This is a genomic window from Nocardiopsis sp. NPDC006139, from assembly GCF_040614155.1.
In the GTDB taxonomy this organism is placed as follows: Bacteria; Actinomycetota; Actinomycetes; order Streptosporangiales; family Streptosporangiaceae; genus Nocardiopsis; species Nocardiopsis changdeensis.
This window is the reverse complement of the sequence record NZ_JBEXTT010000040.1, coordinates 1-20942: the sequence shown is the minus strand read 5'-3', so window position 1 is coordinate 20942 and position 20942 is coordinate 1. Positions and strand designations below refer to the sequence as shown.

Below are 20942 nucleotides of genomic sequence, written 5' to 3'. Positions count from 1 at the left end.
GGGTGCACCCCCGCTCCGTCCTAAACCACACCCCCGGGTGGGGGAGCGACGGAACCGGATCGTGCGTTACCTAAACCGCACGGGCGGAGTCGCGGAATCGCCTTACCTAAAAGACACGTGTGGTTTAGGATGGAAGGGTTCACCCCCGACCCGAGAGGACCCGCCCCATGTCCGCAGACCGACCGCTCACCGCCGGGGACCTGCGCGCCCTGCTGGCCGACCTGCCCGACGACACCCCGCTCCGGGCCAGCGTGATCGACGGCGAGGACCCCGACATCATCGAGCACCTGGTCGTGGTGCGCGCCGCCGTGGACCGGCTCACCTTCCGCTGGGGCGCCCCTTCCGGCCTCACTCACCAGGGCCGCCCCTACCTCCTGCTCGATGCCCGCCACAGCACCGAGGCCGAGCAGCGCGAGATCAGTGACCCGGCCACCACCGAGGACGCCTGATGGCGCGCGGGCAGGGCCTGCCCCTGGACCCGGCCCGGCTGCGCGCCGCCCGCACCGCCGCCGGCCTCAGCCAGCGCCAGCTCGCCGAGCACCTGGGCACCACCCGCCAGCAGGTCATCCAGTACGAGCAGGGGGCCGAGCGGCCCGAGGTCAAGCGCCTGGCCGCGCTGGCGGCCGCCGTGGGTGTGGGCGTCGGCGACCTGGTCGAAGAAGGCGCCCTGCCCACCGGCCTGGCCGGGCTGCGCATCGGCGCGGGGCTGACCCTGGCCGCCGCGGCCGACGCCGTGCGCGCCCAGCTCCCGCCCGGGACCGGGATCGCGTGCTCGCGCCCGGTCCTGGCCGAGGCCGAACGCGGCACCCTGCCGCCGTCCTGGGCGCCGCCCCCGGCCGCCGGCGCGGTCCGCAACGCCCTGGGCGTGGCCTACCGCGCCGAAGTCGCCGCGGTGGCCGCCGCCTGGCAGGCGACGTTCCCCGCACCCGCCGACCACCCCGATTCCCGAAACGACACCTCGAACGAGACCGTTGGCACGGTTCCCGAAACGACACCCCCTGTCGAGGTGCCGGCCCCTGAACCCGAGAGCCTCACCGCTCGGGAGGAGACCGTCCACCCGGACCCCCGGGGCGGCAGCGCGGACACCGAGGCCAGGGCGGTCACGGTGCTGCTCACGGGCGACCCCGACGCCGATCACCCCTACCTGTGGGTGCACGTCGACGGAGAACGCATCGGCCACCTGGGCAAACGTCGCTCCTGGGACCTGGTCGAGGGGTGGGCGTACTACTCCCGGCCCACGGACGAGGAGCGGCGCACCCTGTCCGACGCCGAGCTGGGCGGGCGCCCCCCGGAAGCGGTCACCACCCTGACCGACCCCACCGCGGCCGCCCGGGAGCTGCTCCCCCAGGTCCTGGAGGAGGGGGTGTCCATCGGGTCCCTGCGCGGCTACCACACCGGCCTGAAGGTGCGCCCCCAGGGCATGGACCGGTGGGAGCTCTACCGCGGCCGCGTCCCGGGCCGGTACGACATCTACACCGGCAGCACCTGCCACGGCTGGCTCCAGAACGCCCCCGGCGGAGGACACACCGCCCACACCCCCGCCGGCCCGGTCCTGGGCGGCCCTTGGCCCACCCGGGGCGAGGCGGTCGCGGCGCTGTGGGCGCACCTGAACGCGCCGCTGCCCCCGCCCTGGCTGTCCGAGCAGGCCTATGCCAAGCGCAGCGTGCGCAAGCCGTTCGACACCCGGCCGATGTGCCCCTACACCGACGCCCAGCTCGCCGCCGTCCGCGTGAGCGAGGCCCCCGGCTCCGAGAAGGGGAACAGGGTGTACGAGATCCGGGTGGCCGGCGACCTGGTGGGCACCGTGCGCCGCCTGGCCTACGCCAAACGCGACCGATCGTGGGAGGCCACCGCCAACGCCAAACCCCACCCGGGGCAGGTCCACCCGCCGCGGACGACCCGCGGCACCCGGGAGGACGCCGTGTGGGCGCTGCTGGCCCGCCCGGGCCCGCTGTGGGCCGACCCCACCAGCGAGACCCTGCACGAGGTCGACCCCGCCCCCACCCCACAGGAGGCCCCCGGCTCGGAGGTCACGGTCGACATGGGCGAGCGGATCGGCCCGGGGTGGGCCCTGCGCCGCGAGGGCCCCGCCGACGCCCACACCTGGATCCTCCTGCACCAGGGCCGGGTCCGGGGCAAGGTGCGCCGCTACCGGCCCCGGCACGGCGGCCTGTCCAAGGGATGGGAGGCCCTGGCGGGGGAGGGCGGGCCCCGGGGGGTCATCCGCCGCTCGGCGACCGAGGCGGGCAAGTTCGGCGAGCGCAGCAGCTTCTTGTGGCGCAGCCGCGACCTCGCCGCCTGGGGCATCGCCACCAACCCCGACTTCGCCCAGCCCAACCCCGCCTGGGCGCACCGGCGGCCGCGAACCCCCTGACCCTGATCACGGGGAACACGTTGGCCCGCACCCGAGGGGTGCGGGCCAACGTCGTGTCTAGGTTCGCGCCTACGCGCCTCAGTAGGCACACGCTTAGGCGTTCACCTACCTGAGCGCGCACCTAGGCACCTAGGAATCCCTGTTCAGGCCGATGAAGAGGCTGATCCCTCCCCGGTCTCCGTCGAACTCCCAGGGGCACAGGGACACGCTCATGCCCGCCGAGACGAGGATGGTCGCCATCGCGTTGACCATGGCGGCCTCGCAGGCCTGGACGAACCCCTCACCGGGGTCCTGGTCGATGAGGGCATCGGAGGTGAACCAGCCCACAGCCACCCCGTGCCTGCGTGCGTCCACGTTCACCACGGCACCGCCCGGGTCCTCTCCTTCTTCCTGCGTTGGGAAGATGGCCAGGCCCGCATGGGTCAGCGTGGTGGCCACCGACTGCTGGAGTTCTTTCAGGAACTTGGTGCGGCGGACCTGTTCCAGGGGGGACATGTCGTTGTCGATGCTCACGGTGTTCCGTTCCGAGTAGGGGGTTAGGTGCGCGCGGGGACGCCTACGCGTGTCCGCGCGCACCTAGGTTGAGCAGGTCAGTAGCCGCGTTCGCGGAGCCACGCGTCCAGGGCCAGGGCGACCTGGTCCTGTCGGGACAGGCCGTGGTCCTCGGCGTACAGGCCCGCGCGCCGGTGCAGCTTCAGGTCCTTGGGCACGCCGACGTTGAGCTGGCGGCGCTCGGAGGCGGGCGTGCCCTGGACGCTGGCCACGGTCGGCGGCGTGTCCGGGGCGCCGGTGCCGGCCACCGGGGCGGTGGCCACCCCGGGCTCGGGGACGGCGGGCGCCGGAGGAGTCTCCGGACGCTGTGCCTCTGCCTTCTGGCCACGGTCCAGGGGGTGGGCGTCGGTCCGCTTGGCCGGTGGCCGCGGCGTGACACCGGTCCTGGCCACTGACACGGGGCTGGGCTTGGGAGCCATCAGGCGGCCACCCCCAGCAGGTCCTTGGCCAGCCCCGCGTACCAGGAGCCGACCCGGGCGCCCTCAGCGCCGTAGGCGGACAGCGGGTGTTGGGCGCCGGCGGCCTTCTCGATCACGGTCGCCGTCGGGCACGGCGGGTCGTAGACCTCCCCGGGGTAGGCCTCCCGGAGGTTGTCCAGGCGAAAGCGCGCCTCGGTGGTGCGGCCGTCGAAGTTGTTCACCAGGAGGGGGCCCACCACCAGGTTCGGGTTGTAGAAGCGCTGCACCCGGTCGATGGTGCCCATCAGCAGGCCCAGGCCGTGCGCGGAGAAGATCGCGGGCTGGGTGGGGCGCCACACCTCATCGGCCAGGGTGAGGCCGTTGACCGTGAGCTGGCCGAGCGCGGGCGGCAGGTCCAAAAAGACGAAGTCGTAGGGCTCCAGCACCCCCTCGCAGGCCAGGCGCAGCCGGTGCTCGCGCGCCTCGCTCTGCTCGCTCTCGCGGCTGGCCGAGGCCAGGGTGCCGGGGATGAGGTCCAGGCCCTGGGGCCAGGCCGGGGAGGCGGGCACGATGGCGGCGGCCGCGGACCCGGGCACCGGCAGCTGGGTCGCCGTGTCCAGGTCCATCACTTCGGCCAGGGCGTAGTCGCCGATGACCGGGTCCAGGGCCAGGGTCGCGTTGTGCTGGGGGTCCATGTCGATGACCAGGACCCGTCTGCCCAGGGACGCCAGATGCGCCCCCAGGTTGATCGCGATGGTGGTCTTGCCGACGCCGCCCTTGTGGTTGGCGAGCGCAATCTTCTTCGTCATGGCGCCTATCCTCGCGCGGGCACGCCCATACGCGCACGCAGGTGTACGCCTAGGCGTGTCCGCGCGCACCTAGGCACCTAGGTTCAGCTGGCCAGAGAGGTGGGCCGCACGGGGAACGGGGCCGGAGGCAGCACGCCTCCGGCCCCGCTTGTCGTGCTCTTCAGCTCAGGTCGGGGTGCTCCTGGGCCGGGGGCACGGCGGGGAGTTCGCCGCCGGTCCACCGGTCGCCCAGGTGCCGGGACAGGCACCAGTCGACCCCGGCCGGGGTGGCCACGTGCCACACCGCCTCGGGCGCCAGGTCGTCCTCCCCCGTGCCCTCCCAGTGCGCGAGCACCCGGTCCACGGGGACCGTCTCACCGCCGACGGGGGTGAGCGCCGTCGGCAGGCCCTCACCGTCCACGGCCACAGCCACGTCGATCTCGCGGTCGGGGGTGCGGTGCTCGGGATCCGTGGGACCGGCCGGGAACCAGCCGCGGAAGAACCACAGATCGCTGGGCGCGGGTTCGGCATCGGGCTCGTACACGGCGCGGGCGCCCGGGTCGGGGTGGTCCGCGGGGACGCCCGAGCTGATGAGGTAGGTGCCCAGGCGCTCGCGCGGGCCGGACAGGTCGGCGTCGGTGTACAGGTCGGTGAGGACCCGGCGGTGCCAGTCGTCCGGGCCGCCCAGGAGGCGCACGGGCACGGTCTCGGCAGCGGTCTGGGGGTGGGAGGTCGTCTCGCTCATGGGACCGAGACTGCCACCGATCCGACCACCCACGCAGGCGAATCCGAAGACCCAGGACCCCTATCCAGGAACCCAGAAAACGCAGACCCGACATATACATCCGATGATCCTACGAATTAGGATCTGAAACAGTGGAGTACGCAGGTATCGCAGCCGCGATACGAACCACCCGATACCGGGTGAAACCACGCAAAACGACGGGCGGGAGGTGGGCGTGTGGGCGTGATGGTGACCCCCATCCGCACCGCCGCCCAGGCCGACTACCGGCTCTCCCAGGAGTGCGGGGCCGACGAGATCCGCGCCGCCGACGTCGCGGTCGACTACCGCCTGGAGACCGACGGGCGCGACCCGATCATCCGCCTCGGGGCGGGCTGGGCCGAGTTCGGGCACGAGGCCGGCACCGCCCTGGAGGGTCCGGCCGACATCGAGGGCGTGCGCCGGATCATGGCCGGGCGCGATCCCCGCACCGGCGAGCGCCTGGTGGCGTTCAAGCAGGCGGTCGCCCCCGCCGCCCAGCTCCCGGCGCGTCCGCTGGTGGACGCGGTCCGGGCGGCCGCAGCCGAAGGGTTCACCTCCCCGGCCGCGCTCCTCAAGGCGAGCGGCTGGTCGACGAAGCGGTTCGCCCGTCTGGAGCGGGGCCTTCTCCGGGACGGGGAGCACCACCGGGCGCCGGTCGGCGACCTGGGCCGGGTGGCCGCCGCCGCCGGGATCGACCTGGAGGCGGTCTACGAGCCGGGCGAGCTGGCCCACGCCCTGGCCCACGCCGACGACCGGGTGGACATCGGGATCCGCGCCACCGATGTGGTGTTCGACCGGCCCCGCAAGGTCGAACTCGCCCAGGCGGCCGCGCGGGAGGCGGCGCCGGCGCTGGCACGGCGGATGGAGGAGATCCACGACCAGGCCGTCGCCGAGACCATGCGCCATGTGGAGCGGTGGATCGCCTATTCGCTGACCGGGCACCACGGCGACGGCCGGTCCGCGGAGCGGGTGGACACCACCGGCATCATCGCCACGGCGACCAAGCACCGCACCGCCCGCCCGGTCGGGGACGGCCCCGGCGACCCGCACACCCACACGCACGTGATGATCTCGGTCATGGGCCGCTCCGTTGAAGACGGCCGCTGGCGGACGATCGGGTCGGGCGGCCGGGAGCTGATGCGGCACGTGGCCACGATGGGCGAGCTGCAGCGCGCCCTGGAGCGCCGCATGCTCACCGAGGAGTTCGGGTTCGCCTTCGCCCGGGACGAGGTCACCGGCCGGTGGGACCTGGTGGGCATCCCCGACGAGGTCAAGCACGCGTTCTCCCGCCGCCAGGCCCAGGTGCTCGCCGAGGCCGGCGACGGAGCGGACACGGCCGCCCAGCGGGCGGCCGCGCGGCGCACCGCCCAGGCCAAGGTCCACAGCACCCGCGCCGAAGAGGCGCAGGCGTGGGCGGGGCGGATGCGGGAGCTGGGATTCGCACCGCCGGTGCTGGTGCGGGCCGCCCTGGAGGGCCGCGAGCCCGGCGCCGGTGCCGCGGCCCGGCCCCGGCGGGGGCCGGGCCCGGGGGAGCCGCCCGACATCGGCGCCCTGGCCGCGCGGGTGTGGGACCCCGAGCACGGGGTGACCAGCAAGGACAAGACCGTCACGCGCGCCAAGGTGATGGCGGCGGTGGCGGAGGCCTGCGAGCACGGGCTGGCCTCGGGGGAGGAGCTGGCGGTGCTCACCGACGCCGTGCTGGAGCACGGCCGGGCCGTGCGCCTGCCCGCCTCGGGCGCCTCCCACATGACGCACGCCGACCGGTACACCAGCCCCGACCTGGTCGCGGCCGAGACCGTCATCGAGACCTCCGCCCGGCGCCGCATGCACGACTACTCCGCGTCGGTGCACTTCAAGACGATCCGGCGCGCCCAGTCCGCGTGGGAGCGCAAGAAGGGGTTCCGGCTCTCCCCCGAGCAGGGCAAGGTCGTCTTCCGGCTCACCTTCCTTCCCCACGGCATCGACACCGTCGTCGGGGTCGCGGGGGCGGGCAAGACGACGATCATGTCGGCGGCCCGCACCATCTGGGAGGCGGGCGGGCTGCGTGTGGAGGGCGCGGCCAACGCGGCCGTGGCCGCGGCCGGTCTGCGGGCGGAGGCCGGGATCGACTCGGGCACCGTCGCCTCGCTGCTGCGCAGGATCGCGGACGGGCCCGGCCTGGACGGCGTCGACGTCCTGGTCCTGGACGAGGCCGCCACGATCGACGACCGCGCCCTGGCCGCCATCGTCACCGAGGCGAACCGCACCAAAACGAAGCTGGTCGCGATCGGGGACCCGCTCCAGGCCCGCGCCGTCGGGGCCGGCGGGGGGTTCGCGCGCATCCACGAGATCGTGGGCGGCGAGGTCCTGACCGAGAACCGCCGCCAGCGCCACGCCGTCGACCGGCGCGCGCTCCAGACCTGGCGTGAGGGGGGCCGCCGCTCCGCCCTGGCCCTGTGGGGCGAGAAGGGCATGGTCCACGCCCCCGTGGACGTGGACGCCGCCCACGCCCAGATCACCGCCGCCTGGGCCAGGGACCGCAAGACCTTCCCGTACCCGACCGGGAGCCCCGAGGAGGGGCACGCGGCTGTGGAGCGGCTGGTGGTGATGGCCGCGACCAACGCCGACGTCGACGCCCTCAACGCCCGGATCCGGGCGGCCGCCCGCACCGAGGGGTACCTGTCCGGGGAGGACGTGTCCTACCGGATGCGGGGCGGGCGCACCCTGGAGCTGGCCGCCGGAGACCAGATCCGGGTGCGCCAGAACGACTACCGCTCCCGCCGCGAGGCCGGCGCGCCGGATGTGCTGAACGGGTTCCGCGGCGTGGTCCGCGAGGTCGACGCCCGGCGCGGGGCGCTGATCGAGTGGCGCACCCAGGGGCGCACCGAACAGGCCTGGATCGACCCCGAGCGGATCAGCCGGGGGGCGCTCACCCACGGGTACGCGATCACCATCGCCTCCGCGCAGGGGCTGACCACCCAGCGCGCCCACGTGCACGGCCTGGGCGCGGACGCCCACTCCCTCTACCCGGCCATGTCCCGCGCCACGGAGCGGGTGGACCTGTACCTGCCCGCGGCCCAGATCGAACCGGAGGCGGTCCGGGCCCGGCTCGGGGAGGCCCGCACCGCGGAGGAGGGCCTGCACCGGGTCATCTCCGCCTACGCGAACACGCTCACCGACGGCCCCGAGGGCATGGTGCTGGACGAGCTGGCGGGCGGCCGCGAGCGCCGCGAGGAGCAGGAGCGGGCCCTGGAGGAGCGCGCCGCCCAGGAGGCCGCCCGCAAGCAGCAGGAGAAGGAGCGGGAGCGGGCCGGCGCCCCCACTCCGTGGGAGCCGCTGACCGAGCGCGCCGCCCGCCAGGGCCAGGGGCCCGCCGCCCGCTCGGCGGCCCCGCTCATCCAGGAGCGGATCGAACGCGCCGGCGCCCTGGAGCAGGAGCTGGAGGGCCTGCGCGAGCAGTACCGCCAGGCCGCGACCCGCGCCGGGCGGGGCCGCCTGTCCCTGCTGCTGGAGGGCACCACCAAGGGCGCGGCCACCGCCGAGCGCAAGGCCTTGGGCGAGCGCATCAACGCCGCCTCCGACGAAGCCTCACGGCTACGCCTGGAGGCCCGCGCGCTGCGCCAGGACGCCCTCGTGGCGGACCTGGGCCGGGCCCGCGCCGACGCCGGACGCGCGGACCTGGAGCGGAGGGACCGCCAGCACCAGCAGAAGCTGGAGAAAGCGCAGAAAATCGGGTTCTCCCAGGGGTACACGCGGGCCGAGCTGGAACGCCTGCCCGAGCACCACCTCCAGCAGGTCATCACCCGCCACGCCCTGGAGGCCACCCGCCTGCCCGGCCGGGACCGCGACCACCGGCACGAGACCAAGATCGCCGCGCCGGAGGTGCCCGACTACGGCCGCGACCCCGCCCTGGACCTGGACCTGACCCGCCGCAGCGAGGTCGAGGACTACACCCGGCGCATGCAGTGGGAGCTGGACCAGGAGGACGCCGAACGGCGCCAGCGCGAGCGGCTGGAGGCGGACCTGCGCCGCCAGCAGATCGAGGAGCAGCGCGCCTACGCCGAACAGACCGCCCGCTACGAGGCCTACCGGGCCCCAGAGCGCGGCGGACCCGAACTCAGCATGTGACCACCCCGGACCGCCTTTGGGCCGTCAGCGGGCCTCTGGTGGCCGTCTGGCGCATGCGGGGGCTCGCCGCCCCCGCACCCCCGCCACCCCGGGTGAACACCACCGCCCCCCGGGCGTGCGCGCCCGTCCGTTGCGGGCGGTGGTGTCCCCCCGGCCCCGCGGTCGGCCGCCCCTGGTCACCACCGGGGCACCCTGGGGGGCTCTGGCAGACTCACCGGTGTCCGCCCCCGCGTGCTGGAGGAGTCCGTGATGCTGTCCTGGCCCATCTCCGTGACCACCGCACGCCGCGCCCTGTGGCGCCACAGGGCTGAGGCCCGCCAGCCGGGCGTTGACCCCGACGGGGACGTCGACACCGACCTCATCGAGACGGCGCTGGCGTGGCTGGTGTACGAGGCCGGCACCCCGTGGGCCCACCGCAGCGCGGTCGTGATGCCCTACCGGCTCCCCGAGGCCGCCACCGCCTACCAGCGGGCACTCCTGGAAGAGGCCGTCCGGGACTGGGAGGCGGCGATGCCCCATGTGCACACGCTGCGAGCCGCCGACGCGCTCGGCGAACACCTGGGCGTCACCCCACCCGAGAGCGAGGAGGTCGCGGGGGTGGCGTTGCAGGGCGCCGACGGGCGGGTGGCGTGCCCGCTGTGCGGCCGCACCGAGGGGCTGACGTGGGTGTGGGACGGCCAGGTGGTGCGGGGCCGCTGCTCCGGGGACGGTGAGTGGACCCCGCGCCCGCACCTGGGCCTGCCCGTGTGGGAGCAGATCACTGCCGCCCTGGACGCCCACCCCGCACCCCGCTGACCTGGAACGCGCAATCGGTTGCGCGACACGCCCGGACCGGCCTGCCCCGTGCAACCCCTTGCGCGCCGCAGGTCAGCGGGAGTGCGAAGGACATCCCGGACCCCTCGCCTATACAGTGTATAGGCGAGGGGTCCGGGCGCCCCGGGACCGACCGGTTAGATACGACCGGTCGGCCTGACCTGCGCTGATGGGGGTGGCCGCACCCATGCGGCCACCCCCGGCTCACCCTTCGGTGGCCTTGGCTGCGGCGCGCTCTGCCTCCATCTCGGCGCGCAGCCTCTTGTACTCCTCCGTGGCGGGGACCCCGGTCAGCGAGGAGTACATGTCCGCGAGCAGGGCCGGGTCCAGCTCCTCGATCTTCGGCTCGGGATCGGCGCCCTGGTCCTCATCCTGCGCAGCGGCGGCCGCGGCGCGCTCGGCTTCCAGGCGCTCCCACTCGGCCCGCTCCTCCTGCTGGCACCACAGGCATGCACCGTCGTCGGTCAGAGCGACCTTGTGGCGGCCGCACACGCCCGCGTGGACGTTGGCTCCGCCCTGGGGCGCCTCACGCTCTCCCCGGGCCTCTGAGGCCTCCTGGGCGCCGCGCTGTTCGCACGCCCACGCCCACGCTGCCCCCTGGATCTGGTCGGGCATCAGGCGCCATCCCAGCGCACCAGGGAGGGACGTGAACGTCCTCCGGCCGTCCTTGCGCACCCACCCCTGCTTGAGCCAGGCGGTGTACTCGTCCCAGGACAGGCCGGGCTGGGCGTCCACCAGCGGTCGGGCGGCCTCCACGAGCGTCGCCAGGCGCTGGTGGTCGATCGCGCTCAGGTGCTCTCCGGGAAGCAGGGCTCGGCCCGCGATCTCCCGGACCAGGTTGGCCGAGGCCAGGCTCGGCGCGACGAAGTCGGCGCCGCCGGCCACCCCCCACACGGGCTCATCGGCAGCAGAGGGATCACCCCCCGCGCGCGCACGCGCGTCCCCCTCCTCCCCCTCCCCTTCAAAGGTGGTGTTCTTATGCATGGGATTTTCCAAGCTTGGAAAATCAGATGCTGGAGCCAGGATGCGATTTTCCGATGTTGGCTCTGAGCTGGGGTTTTGCCCTCCGGGCTCCAGGATGGGATTTTCGCATCCTGGCTCGGTGGCGCCTACGCCGCCGTCTGGGGGGGTGGGACGGCGGCGCTTCATCGACTCGCGGGTGCGCTTGTTCAGCGGGGTGAACCGGCGCCCTTCGGTCGCGAGCTGGTCGAGGATGGCCTGGGCGTGCCCGGGAAGGGTGGCCGGGTTGTCGGAGAAGATCCATAGGGCGCCCGCTCGGGTGCCGTTCGCGAGGATCTCGCGGAAGCGCAGCATGTAGCCGTCCTCTTCGAGTTCGGCCAGGCCTGAGCGGACAGCGTGCAGCTTGTCGGTGCTTTCTTCGGCCAGGCGCTCCTCGCTGGTCTCCCATCCCTCGACGTGGGAGCCGAGGTAGGTCAGGATGCCGCGGGCCTTGAAGCTCAGCCGCCGGTCACGCACCATGCGGTTCGCCACGATGGTGTGGCCGTCCCCGCTAAAGGGTGCACGCATCAAAACGGTGCTGTACTGGCGTTTCGGGTCGTTCACGGTGGTCGATCGCCTCCTAGGCGACACCGCGAGGACAGGACGCTCCCGCATGCCCACCGAACCCATTGGGTACGATGAGCGCATAGCGTTTCGGTGGGAGTGTCCTGGTCGCAGCATCGGCCAGTCTCATCTGCGGAGGCGGGGAACCCGGGGGCAACCGGGGCCCCGCCTTTTTACTTGGTTGATGCCCTTGACCTTAGAGCTTGTGACGCTCAGAGGCCGCTTCAGCCACATGTGCGGCCTGAAAAGAGCCCGGACGGGCGAACTGTCCGGGCTTTGGTCTTGCTGCTAGGCCGCACGGTCCGCGAGGGACCGTAGTTCTTCGATGTAGTCCTCCGCTTCCTGTTCGTCCTTGTACCGCTCAGCGACGATCTGGCCGAGTTCTCGGCTGACCATCACCAGGGATGGCACCGACTGACGATCGCTGTCCAGGGCACGTCGGCCGTAGTCGACCGCTGCTTCCAGATCACCACTGCGAGCCGAGATCACGCCCTTGGTGACCAGAGCTTCGGCCGCCCGCATGGGTGCGACCATGCGGCCGCTCCAGTCTGTGGAGCTGTTGAGCACCTCATCCGCGAGCGCTCCTGCCATTCGGTCATCTCCTACCAAACGGGCGGTGTCCATGGCGTAGAAGTCAAACTTCGCCGGATCTACTTGGAAGTGGTGGCTCGGGTCGTCCGGGTAGGGCAGTGATTCGAGGAGCTGGCGGCCTTTGTCTAGGGCAACCTCTACTCGTCGCCGGTCCCCGATCCGGGCCCAGGCTTTGGCTTGCTGGGCATAGAGCTGCACCGTGACGGATCGGTCGCCAGCGGCGTGGATGCCTGCTTCGGCAGCGGCCAAGACGCTCCGATAGTCGCCTCGGGTGAGAGCGAACCAGCAGCTCATCTCGTGTGCCCACCCCACAACGCTGAGGTCATCGGCTTCAGAGCCCAGGGTCAGCGCGGACCGGCGCGTGCTTTCTGCCGTCGTGCTGAGCCCGATGTCCTGTTCCAGGCAACCGACGAGAAGAGCGAGCATCCCGGCCATGGAGAGGATCTCCCGGTGTTGGGAAAGGCTGACCCCCATGTCGAGCATGTCCGCGAGTCGTGCGAGCCAGGCCCGGCCCTCGGTCAGGAGCTGGTGTGCGTCGACTAGCGGGTAGTCCGAGCACAGCCTGTCCACGGTGAGCCTGAGGGCGTCCAACGTCGCGGTGTCCACCGACGACCTGCGCAGACGTGCGATCAGGTTGGGTGTGTCGGCGTCCGGGGCGGCCGCGGCCATGATCTCGCGCGGGCTGCGGGGGGCAGCGAACATAGCGCCGCTGACGGTTCCGAATAGGGACGCGATCATCCGCTGGTACTCCGGACTGGGCATGACACGCCCGGATTCCCACCTCTTCCACTGGTTGATCATCGTGGCTTCGTCGGGCAGTTCTTGGATGGTCTCGTACCGCAGCCGGCGCACGCATTCGCGCTGGGTCCAGTTCCGGAGATCACGCTCACGTCGAATCCGCCGCGCCCACGGGGCCATCGAGGTAGTCATGCCTTCACACTCCTCAGCCTGGACTGTTGGTGTCTAGGTGGCAGTTGGGGGGCACGCCTGTGTCCCCCAACTGCCTCTCGCGCAGAAAAAGAGCGCAAGCCAAGCTCACAGGCATGACCCCCTCACCCTCTGTTCAGCGGCAGCCGGTCGTAGACCGCTTGTACGCGGTCGGCATCACCGATGGAGCGCAGAACTTCCAGCACCCTGCCGTCTTCGCCGTAGGTGATGCGTTCGATGACCAGCACTGGTGTGGATGGTGCGAGCTTCATGACCTCAATGTCCTCTGGCGTTGGCTGCTGAGCAGTGACGGTCTCCGTGGTTGCAGTGGGCGAATGCCCCAAGGCGATCAGTGCTCCGTAGACACCACCTTCGACCTTGGCTTCTTCTGCAAGAGGGGTCCCATCTACCAGCGCGAGCGGCATCCATGCCTTTTGGATCTGTGCGACCTGGGGCCCCGCCCACATGTGGCGCTGTCGGTACACCACGGGCGTTCCCGGGGCGACATCAAGTGCTTCCGCGATGGACTCCTCTGCGGCGATGCGCTCCACCGAGACGACCTCTGCGTGTCCGCTGACGCCTTGATCAGCGCATGCCTGCTCCCACGGCCCTTTCGCACCGCCTGGAGCCAGCACCTTGCTGTACCGGGTCAGGGGGATCCGCACAGTGGTTCGATCACGCACCACGGTGCCCTTGCGTCGGATCGGGGTGATCAGCCCTTCGCTCTGGAGCAGGCTTACGGCTTCCCTCACGGTGTAGAGGGACACGCCGTACTGTTCCGCAAGTTTGCGCTGGTGAGGGATGGTCTCACCGGGTTTGTAGTCACCACGGTTGATCGCTTCTCGCAGGTCTTGGGCCACCTCTTCGTAGCGGTTCACCAAGGTTGGCACCTCCTCTCCACGGTCTCTGAACTCTCTCATGGCCATCTTAGTTCCGGAACTATTGACAGGTCCACTCGGGGTGTGCATACTCTCAAATAGTTCCGGAACTAATCAAGGGTCTGGAACGACGAGACCCCGACGCGGCTCGGCCTGGAAAACCGCCGCGTCGGGGCCCTCTACCGGCGAACCAACTGGGAAGGCGGCCCGCCATGTCCATCATTGCAAAGGTCGCGGAGGCCACCGGCGCGACTCACACCGAGATCCTCCGGGTCGCGACCCGGGGAGGCAGCACGGAGGCCGACTGGGCCATCGCTCACGCCATCGAGGCCGCGGGCGGCCGCAACGCCTACGAGCTGATGCGCACCGCGGGCCGGGCCCAAATGGTCGCCGAGGTCTGGGGCGACAGCGGCGCCCCGGCCGAGACCCCCGCCCCCACGAACCCCCGCGCCAAGCACGACTCCAAGATCACGGTCTACTCCGAGGACACCGCCCCGGACGGCCCGAACCGGATCTCCCCGCACCACCCCCACGACGGGCCCGACGAGAGCGACCAGGACGAGCGCCACCGGGTCCTGGTCTGGGCGGGCATCGCGGCCCTGACCGGCGCCACCAAGGACAACACCGCCACCGTGGACCGCCTGGTGCAGCGGTGGGCCGCCCCCCACGCCTTGCGCCGGGGCCTGGCCGGCCTGCTGCGCCGGGCCGCCGAGCGGGGCTCCGAGCGCCGCCGGGCCCGCGCCCAGCACCTGATCGACACCTACGGCCTCGCCGCCTGACCAGCAGCACCACACCCGAAACCACCTGAGAGAGGACAGCCATGTCCGATTCCACCTACACCGAGCACGAGGTCCTGTCCCCGCTGGTGCGGGCCCTGGAGGTCGTCGACCTGGCCGATGACGCCCGCCTGGGTGGGATCCGCGCCGGGGTCGAGCAGGCCGCCGCGCTGATCCGCACCCACGTCAGCGCCTGGTCCGAGGGCGCCGACATCGTCCTGCCGCTGAACACCACCACCACGTTGAGGAGCGCCGCATGATCAGGTTCATCCACCGCCAGTGCCAGCAGGAGCTGGACCGGGTCTACGCCCTGCTGGACCACCGGGAGGAGGAGCTGGAGGAGGTCACCCGGGAGCGCGCGGACCTGCGCCACGCCGCGGTCCTCGCCGAGGTCGAGCTGGGCCACCTGCGGGAGCGGGTGCGGGCCGCCGACACCGAGAACCTGTGCCGCCAGGAGCACGGCCACGCCGACTCCCTGGAGCAGCAGGTCGCCGAGCTGGAGGCCGAGCTGGAGACGTGGCGCGAGCACGCGGAGGGGCTGGCCGGTGAGCTGAACGCCTACGAGCGGGCCGAGAGCGTGCTGGCGGGCCGCCGGCGGCGGGTCGCGGCGGCCGCGCTCGGCGACGCCGCCGAGTACTCGGCGCGCCCCGGGGCGGCGGCCCAGGCGACGGTGGCGGCCGCCGTGGCGGTGATGCCGCTGGAGTTCTTCAACCCCGAGATCGTCGCGGTCTTCGACGGTGGGCGGACCCGGTGGCTGGTCGACGGGGAGGAGGCCGAGCCCTACGGCACCGAGCGCGAGGCCCGGGAACAGGTCATCGCCCGCTACGGGCTCACCGAGCAGGATCTGGACCTGATCGAGGACGCCGCCCGCGCCCAGGCCGCTCAGGACCAGGAGGCGGCGTGAGCGAGGAGCACCAGGCCCTCATCGCCGTTGCCGTCCTGGTCCTGGTGCTGGTGGTCGCCGTCCCCGCGGCGGCCGCGAGCACCGCCCGTTGAACCCCCTGGGGTGCCCGTCCCCGCCACCGCCCGCGCGGTGGCGGGGTCCGGGGGACCACCAGGGTCCACCACCGCAACCCCCTGATGAGGAGCACAGCATGGCCAGCCAGGACAACAGCACCGGCAACGTCAACGACAGCACCGTCGCCCAGCTGCGCGACAACCACGGAATCCTCAACCTCGGGGGATCCAACACCTTCTCCGGCACCACGGTGGTCGGCGACAACGTCACCGTGACCGTCACCGACAACACCAAGGGCAAGAAGAAGTAGCAGCCGCACCCCATCTGACCTCATGAAACGAGCCCGCCCGGGATGGTCCCCCGGGCGGGCTCCGCACATCCATCCCGTGAACAGGAGTACCGAATGTACGAGAACCAGCCTACCCTCCGCCCGGTCGCCGCCCCGGTGGTGCGCGGCTGCCAGGGGTGCGACTGGGAGATCTGGTCCGACTCCGCCGTGGTGGCGGAGCTGGAGCAGGCCGCCCACCGGGTCACCGAGCACGCGACGCTGCCCGAGCGGGTGCGCATCCAGCGCCTGGTGGTCGAGTACCGGGAGCTGCTGGGGCCGCTGTCCGAGCGGCTGCTCATCCTGGCCGTGGCCCACGTCCTGGACCGGCCCGCCCCGCTGGCGCTGGCCGCCGGAGAGGGGGCCGCGGCATGACGCGCGACCCGCTGGCCCTGGTGGGCCTGGCCCTGATGCTCGCCGCACTCGCGACGCTGTCCTTCGAGACCGCGGTGGTGGCGGCCCTGGCCGCCGCGATCGCCCTGGTCGACGACCAGGACGAGGACGTCCTGGAGGACGGGGCGGGGGTGGACCGGTGCTGAGCATCCGCCGCCTCATCGCGCGGGGCCACGCCCCCCGCTGCTGCAACGCCGCCCCCATGGACTTCGACGTCTTCCGCGGCCTCTACGTGTGCTGGACCTGCGGGAGGACGCGATGACCGACATCGAGTTCCACATCCAGAACTGCTCCGCCTGCCAGCGGGGTGCCGACTGCGCCACCCTGCGCTGGCTCCAGGGCGGCCCCTGGCCCTCCCTGTGGGGGTGGTTGCGGTGATCGGCACCGTCCTGGCCCTGGGCGGGCTCGCCCTGGTCTGCGGCACCACCGGGGTGCTGTTGGCCCTGGCCGGCCCCAGCGTCTACACCGACCGCCCGCTCCCCACCCCCCGTCTCCGACCCCGACTCCGTCTCTTCCGTTTCCGACGTGCCCTGAGGAGGGCTGACCGATGAACACCACGACCTCGAACGGGCCGCGCACGCGGCCCCTGCTCATCGCCGCGACGATCCCCTCGGTGCTGTCCCTGGCGTGGACGGCCTGGTCGGTGGCGGACATGATCCCCGCCCCGCTGCCGGTCGCGCTGGCGGCCGGGATCGCCCTGGACGTCGCTCTGGTCGCGGCGGTGGCGATCGCGTGGGTGTCCCCGGCCATCGCCCGGCCCGCCCAGGTCGCCTCCTGGCTCATCGCGGCCGTGGCGGCTGCGGCGATCGCGCTCCACTCCTGGGGCATCAGCCCGGCGCTGGCGCTGATGGCGGCCGTCCCGCTCATCTCCAAGGCGTTGTGGCACCTGGCCCTGTCGGCGAAGGCCGCCGGGGACGCCCAGGCCGCCGAGGCCGAGGCCCGCGCCGCCGAGCAGGAGGAGGCCGCGCGCGCCGAGGCCGAGGCCAAGGCGGCCCGGTTGTCCACGGCCCTGACCGAGGACGAGGAGGCCGAGCTGGCCGACCTGGAGCGCCAAGCCGCCTACATCGCGGCCAAGGCCGACAAGCAGGTCGCCCTGGAGGAGGCCAAGGCCAAGGCTGCGCAGAAGCTCCGCCTGGCGGAGATCGACCGCGACGCCGACATGCAGATGGCCACCGACGAGGCCACCGCCCGGGTCTACGTGCGCCGCGCCGAGCTGGCGCACCGGATCCGCCTGGCCGAGCCCGTGTACACCGCGACCGAGATCGGCGCCGGCACCCGCATCCCCGACGACCCGTCGGGCCTGGACGGCCTCCCGCCCGCCGGGAGCGGCGTTCCGACTGCCGGGTTCGGGTTCCCGCAGACGCCCCGCCCCGCGCGGGGCGCCTCCCCCGCTGACCTGCGGGTGCCCCCCGGCGCCTCCCCGGCCGCCTCCCCCCGCGCCCCCCGGGAGGCGCAGGCCCTGTCGGGCCCGGAGCGGCTGCTGGCCTACGTCACCCAGGCGGGCCCGGAGGCCACGGTCAAGGGCGCCGCCCGGACGCTCGCGGTCGACCCGCGCACCATCCGCCGGTGGCGGTCGGACCTGGCCGAGGCCGGGCACGACGTGTCCGCCCTGGGCGGGCAGCACTGACCCGCCCGCCCCGATGAGGGGGCACCCGCCCTGACCTGCGGATGCCCCCTCCCACACTGATCGCGCCCCCCGGGGGGCGCCTCCCCGCTTCGGCGGGTGAGCAGGCCCTCCCGCCGCCGTCCTGGCGGGCGGGTCCGCTCACCACTCCGAGGTCGGGCGCACGAGACCGCCGATGCCACCGGGAGCCGCTCCCGGGCGAGTCGGAGGCCGCAGACGCCCGCCATGCCCCCTGTCCGCCCCCGACCTGCAAGAGGAGGAGCCGATTCACCACCGATTCCATCTGTCCCGCGCCCCGCCCTCCGGGTGGTGCGCACCCCGCGGCCGGGCCGCCGTCCACCACGGGCGGCGGCCCGGCCCGCACCGGAGGGAGTGCCCTTGACCAGCAAGTACTACGACCCCGACGGGTCCCGCTACGGGATCCCGACCTTCCCGCGCCACCTGGCCCCCGCCGGGCTGGCCACCAAGAGCCAGCTCCGTGCCCAGGGGCTGCGGCCCGGCGGGCAGGAGCCCGCCGCCCAGCTGATGTGGCGCTCGCGCGCCGGCGGGAGCCGGGGCGGGGTCCGTATCGCCTGGCTGTACCGCATCGACGCCGCCCTGCCGGTGCGGCCGATGACCCCCGCCCGCGAGCGGGCGCTGGCCCGCGCCTTGCTGGCGCGGCACACCTGCCGTTCCTGCGGGCTGGTCCACGAGTACTGCCTGCCCACGTCGCTGGGGCGTACCTGCCCGCCCGGGACCGGGTGCGCCACCCCTGCTGACCTGGCCGCCTAGGCCGAAAGGAGAGTTCATGACCCGCCGTGACCCGTCCCGGGCCCCCTCCCTGTGGGGGGACCCCACCACCACCGCTGAGGTTCCCGCCGAGGCCGACGGACCGGCCCCGGCCCCCACGGCGAAGAAGAAGGAGAAGAAGGAGGCGCCCGTCCCGGCGGCCGCCGACCGGGGGGCCGCTGACCAGGGCGAAGAGGGCCCGGTCAAGGTCGGCCCCGGCATCGGCGAGCGCCTGGGCGCCTGGGCGCGGGCGTCGTTCACCCCGCCGGAGATCTGGTCGACGGACCGGCCGAGCCTGTCCAAGCAGCTCCGCTACGCCCGTGAGGGCCTGTGGGGCCCGGCCAAGGGCTGGCACCGCACCGCCGCCATCGTCTGCTTCTGGGCGGTGTCCTTCCCCACCAGCGTGGCGGCCTACGCCCTGGAGTGGATCGGGGAGCGGCCCTCCCGGTGGGTGGTCGCCCTCGTGCTGATCTCCCTGGCCTACCAGGTGCCCTACATCCCCGAGGCGGTCGGGTTCCTGGTGCGGATCCCGGCCTGGCCGCTGACGGCGTCCTGGTCCGCGCTGGGCCTGATGTCCCCCTGACCTGCACACACGCTTTTCTCGAAGAAAGGAGTCCCGCCATGTGGGGAGCGTTCTCTGTGCTCGGCGCGATCGCGCTGGGCGTGCTCATCGGTCTGTGGATGAAGAAGAAGTTCAACCGGGTGATGCTCGGCGCCGCCGTCATCGCCGGGTTCTCCGTGGCCTACCCGATCGCCGAGTTCGGCGGCCCGCTGCTGGCCACGTTGGACCAGGTCGCCCCGTGGGTGGCCGTCAACCTGGTGCTGGCGTCGATCGCGAGCGTCCTGCTCTGGTTCGACTTCCAGGAGAAGGGGATCAAGAAGTTCAACGTCATCGTGGGCTTCCTGGCGCCGACGTTCTTCCTGTTGGCGGCCGGTCCGTTCCTGGTCGCTTGGGACCTGGTCGGCGGCCTGGGCACCGGTGTGGAGTCGGCCCTGTCGCAGATGGGCCGGTGACGACGGATGTTCGAGCTGGTCTTCGCATGGGCGGTCTTCACCATCGCCCTGGGCAAGGGCACCGAGGCCGTCGTGCACGCCTGGAAGGGCACCGTCCCCCCGGGGCACGCCAAGCGGATGGCGCGCATCCGCGAGCGGGAGGCCAAGGCCGCCCGCCGCGATCTGGCGCGCACCGAGGGCTTTAGGGGCTGGGCGCGGCTGATCTGGGTGGACTCCTGGAACGCGGCGGCCGAGCGCCACCGCGAGCGCTGGCCCGACAAGGCCGAGAAGAAGGCCGAGTACGCCCGCCGCAGGTGGGCGTGGTGGGACGGCGTGCAGGACGACGCGGAGAACCGGTGGGAGCAGCGCCGCCGCGAGCGTGTGCGCCAGGCCCACGCCCGGGCTGCCGAGGAGGCGGCGCGGGCGTGGGAGGAGGCGGCCAAGGCCCGGGCGGCGGCCGCGACGGCGGCCCGCCAGGCCGAGGACGCCCGCCGGCACGCCACCGCGGGCGGGTTCGCTTGGGCCTCCGACGACGGCACCACCGAGTACATCCGCCCCAACGCCGACGGCACCATGCCCGATGGCGAGACCTACCGCAACGGCGAGGACGGGTTCTTCCACCGGGACAAGGACGGCAGCACCTGGATCCGGCACCCCGGCCCGGGCCCCTACGCCACCGGCCGGGAGCGCTCGGCCGAGCAGCGGGTGCGCGAGGCCGAGGAGCGCGCCCGGCGCGCCCAGGAGACGGCCCGCACGGCGGCGGAGTTCGCCAAGCGCGCCCAGGAGCGGGCGGACCGGGCCGAACGCGAAGCCTCGTCCCGGCCCACGACCACCGTCACCCCCGACCCGACCCCGGCCCCGGACCAGGACGAAGAGGACATCGTCGACGCCGAGATCGTCTACCCCGAGCTGGAGGCCGCCCCGGCCGCCGGCCCCGACACCACCACCCACCCGGCACCCAAGCCGGACCTGCAGAGCGTCGCCACCGGCGGCACCACCACCGAGGAGGACACCCAGATGAGCACCACCACCACCGAGGCCATCGGCCTGGACGGCGCCTTGGCTTTCGCCCAGGGCGTGGTCAACACCTCCGCCGCGAACGTGTCCACGACCGAGACCGTCGTCGCGGCGATGACCAACGGCAAGGTCGGCGCGTCCGTGGTCGGCCGCACCCAGCAGCTGATGGAGGCGATGGACGCGGTCAAGACCATCGCCGAGCAGCTCAAGGCGGACCTGGAGCGGATGAAGGGCGTGCAGGAGCAGTACGACGCCAACCCCGACGCGGGTGACAAGGAGTACGTCGCCACCAACGCCGGACGCTGATCCGCCCTCCGGGCGGCCCCGGTCGTGG

General features: G+C 73.0%; 23 protein-coding genes. 16 read left to right on the top strand and 7 right to left on the bottom strand.

Features of this window, described 5'->3' with window-relative positions; genetic code table 11:
* Positions 1-167 precede the first annotated feature (167 nt).
* The gene (locus tag ABZ249_RS31470) at positions 168-449 is read left to right on the top strand and encodes a hypothetical protein (protein WP_355270005.1); all 282 of its coding nucleotides are present in this window, start codon (positions 168-170) and stop codon (positions 447-449) included.
* On the top strand, positions 449-2374 hold the full coding sequence (locus ABZ249_RS31465) for a helix-turn-helix transcriptional regulator (RefSeq protein WP_355270003.1): 1926 nt from the start codon (positions 449-451) through the stop codon (positions 2372-2374). The genes ABZ249_RS31470 and ABZ249_RS31465 overlap by 1 nt, the downstream gene beginning before the upstream one ends.
* 129 nt (positions 2375-2503) lie before the next feature.
* Here ABZ249_RS31465 and ABZ249_RS31460 read toward each other — a convergent pair whose 3' ends face one another.
* From ABZ249_RS31460 to ABZ249_RS31445, 4 genes are all read right to left on the bottom strand, one after another.
* Positions 2504-2887 (bottom strand): hypothetical protein, encoded by a 384-nt coding sequence (locus ABZ249_RS31460; protein ID WP_355270001.1) that lies wholly within the window; start codon positions 2885-2887, stop codon positions 2504-2506.
* 77 nt (positions 2888-2964) lie between these two features.
* Positions 2965-3345 carry a hypothetical protein gene (locus tag ABZ249_RS31455; protein WP_355269999.1) on the bottom strand — a complete coding sequence of 127 codons (381 nt, stop codon included), beginning with the start codon at positions 3343-3345 and terminating at the stop codon, positions 2965-2967.
* On the bottom strand, positions 3345-4133 hold the full coding sequence (locus tag ABZ249_RS31450; RefSeq protein WP_355269997.1) for a ParA family protein: 789 nt from the start codon (positions 4131-4133) through the stop codon (positions 3345-3347). The genes ABZ249_RS31455 and ABZ249_RS31450 overlap by 1 nt, the downstream gene beginning before the upstream one ends.
* Positions 4134-4293: 160 nt before the next feature.
* The gene (locus ABZ249_RS31445; RefSeq protein ID WP_355269995.1) at positions 4294-4857 is read right to left on the bottom strand and encodes a hypothetical protein; all 564 of its coding nucleotides are present in this window, start codon (positions 4855-4857) and stop codon (positions 4294-4296) included.
* 225 nt (positions 4858-5082) lie between these two features.
* Here ABZ249_RS31445 and mobF point away from each other — a divergent pair, with 225 nt between their 5' ends.
* Together mobF and ABZ249_RS31435 are read left to right on the top strand one after the other, a co-directional pair.
* Positions 5083-8982: a MobF family relaxase gene (gene mobF / locus ABZ249_RS31440; protein ID WP_355269993.1), complete on the top strand. Its 3900-nt coding sequence runs from the start codon at positions 5083-5085 to the stop codon at positions 8980-8982.
* 249 nt (positions 8983-9231) lie between these two features.
* Positions 9232-9777: a hypothetical protein gene (locus tag ABZ249_RS31435; protein ID WP_355269991.1), complete on the top strand. Its 546-nt coding sequence runs from the start codon at positions 9232-9234 to the stop codon at positions 9775-9777.
* Positions 9778-9999: 222 nt separating this feature from the next.
* On the opposite strand, the gene ABZ249_RS31430 is transcribed toward ABZ249_RS31435, so the two are convergent.
* From ABZ249_RS31430 to ABZ249_RS31420, 3 genes are all read right to left on the bottom strand, one after another.
* Entirely contained in the window at positions 10000-11358 is a 1359-nt protein-coding gene (locus ABZ249_RS31430) for a hypothetical protein (RefSeq protein WP_355269989.1), read from the bottom strand.
* Positions 11359-11646: 288 nt separating this feature from the next.
* Entirely contained in the window at positions 11647-12879 is a 1233-nt protein-coding gene (locus ABZ249_RS31425; protein WP_355269987.1) for an XRE family transcriptional regulator, read from the bottom strand.
* Positions 12880-13001: 122 nt separating this feature from the next.
* Positions 13002-13754, bottom strand: coding sequence for a GntR family transcriptional regulator (locus ABZ249_RS31420; RefSeq protein ID WP_355269985.1), 753 nt, complete (start codon positions 13752-13754; stop codon positions 13002-13004).
* 212 nt (positions 13755-13966) lie between these two features.
* Between ABZ249_RS31420 and ABZ249_RS31415 the strand changes: the two genes are divergently transcribed.
* The 12 genes from ABZ249_RS31415 (at position 13967) to ABZ249_RS31360 (ending at position 20914) form a co-directional block, all read left to right on the top strand.
* Positions 13967-14533 carry a hypothetical protein gene (locus ABZ249_RS31415; protein ID WP_355269983.1) on the top strand — a complete coding sequence of 189 codons (567 nt, stop codon included), beginning with the start codon at positions 13967-13969 and terminating at the stop codon, positions 14531-14533.
* Between the two features lie 41 nt (positions 14534-14574).
* Positions 14575-14790, top strand: coding sequence for a hypothetical protein (locus tag ABZ249_RS31410; protein ID WP_355269981.1), 216 nt, complete (start codon positions 14575-14577; stop codon positions 14788-14790).
* Positions 14787-15434 carry a hypothetical protein gene (locus ABZ249_RS31405; protein WP_355269979.1) on the top strand — a complete coding sequence of 216 codons (648 nt, stop codon included), beginning with the start codon at positions 14787-14789 and terminating at the stop codon, positions 15432-15434. Before ABZ249_RS31410 ends, ABZ249_RS31405 begins: the two co-directional genes overlap by 4 nt.
* Positions 15435-15624: 190 nt before the next feature.
* Positions 15625-15798 (top strand): hypothetical protein, encoded by a 174-nt coding sequence (locus ABZ249_RS31400; protein ID WP_355269977.1) that lies wholly within the window; start codon positions 15625-15627, stop codon positions 15796-15798.
* A gap of 93 nt (positions 15799-15891) precedes the next feature.
* Entirely contained in the window at positions 15892-16188 is a 297-nt protein-coding gene (locus ABZ249_RS31395; protein ID WP_355269975.1) for a hypothetical protein, read from the top strand.
* On the top strand, positions 16185-16352 hold the full coding sequence (locus tag ABZ249_RS31390; protein WP_355269973.1) for a hypothetical protein: 168 nt from the start codon (positions 16185-16187) through the stop codon (positions 16350-16352). Before ABZ249_RS31395 ends, ABZ249_RS31390 begins: the two co-directional genes overlap by 4 nt.
* Positions 16346-16468, top strand: a complete 123-nt coding sequence (locus ABZ249_RS31385) for a hypothetical protein (RefSeq protein WP_355269971.1) — start codon at positions 16346-16348, stop codon at positions 16466-16468. The genes ABZ249_RS31390 and ABZ249_RS31385 overlap by 7 nt, the downstream gene beginning before the upstream one ends.
* Before the next feature lie 285 nt (positions 16469-16753).
* Positions 16754-17833: a hypothetical protein gene (locus ABZ249_RS31380; protein WP_355269969.1), complete on the top strand. Its 1080-nt coding sequence runs from the start codon at positions 16754-16756 to the stop codon at positions 17831-17833.
* Between the two features lie 375 nt (positions 17834-18208).
* Positions 18209-18601: an RRQRL motif-containing zinc-binding protein gene (locus tag ABZ249_RS31375; RefSeq protein WP_355269967.1), complete on the top strand. Its 393-nt coding sequence runs from the start codon at positions 18209-18211 to the stop codon at positions 18599-18601.
* A gap of 16 nt (positions 18602-18617) precedes the next feature.
* Entirely contained in the window at positions 18618-19181 is a 564-nt protein-coding gene (locus ABZ249_RS31370) for a hypothetical protein (RefSeq protein WP_355269965.1), read from the top strand.
* 38 nt (positions 19182-19219) lie between these two features.
* Positions 19220-19612, top strand: coding sequence for a hypothetical protein (locus ABZ249_RS31365; RefSeq protein WP_355269963.1), 393 nt, complete (start codon positions 19220-19222; stop codon positions 19610-19612).
* Positions 19613-19618: 6 nt separating this feature from the next.
* Entirely contained in the window at positions 19619-20914 is a 1296-nt protein-coding gene (locus tag ABZ249_RS31360; RefSeq protein WP_355269961.1) for a hypothetical protein, read from the top strand.
* Positions 20915-20942: the final 28 nt, after the last annotated feature.